The organism is Dellaglioa sp. CoH-57-MRSF-21 (genome assembly GCF_056781915.1).
Genome location: NZ_JBXAXU010000078.1, coordinates 1 through 405, shown reverse-complemented (window position 1 = coordinate 405; position 405 = coordinate 1). Strand labels below are relative to the sequence as shown.

General features: G+C 60.0%; 1 protein-coding gene. It reads right to left on the bottom strand.

The window, feature by feature from the left end:
* Window positions 1–76: 76 nt before the first annotated feature.
* Window positions 77–405, bottom strand: a 329-nt coding sequence (locus tag AC1RPQ_RS08015; protein ID WP_429618752.1) for a hypothetical protein, incomplete at its 5' end; no start/stop codon positions are given.

The window sequence follows — 405 nt, the reverse complement described above, 5'->3', positions numbered from 1 at the left end:
CGATACGGGTGTTGCTGTCATGGCCCATCGCCACCGGCATCCCAATTTCCAGTTTCTTCATGATCTTGTCCTCAGTTTAGTCCACGCTGGGCGTCGCGTAGCTCAGGTACGCGGCAGGAACCGTGATACGCGGTGCCGCCTCACCCTCGTCGAGTGCCACGCGAATCCACGTGATGCCGGCCTCGTGGTACCCGTATTCAACGGTACCCTCGATATGGTATTGCTGGCCGAGAATACGCAGATCGTTTTCGTGGGCCTCGGCACCCACTGCCAAGATGGGCAGTGCACAGCGCGAAGTGATATCGGGGCCGTACTTTTGTTGCACATCCCAGTCCACGAGACACAGGTGCGTGCCCAGCGCGCGGATCACGACCGCGAGTTCTACGCGCTCGCCCTCAGCATACA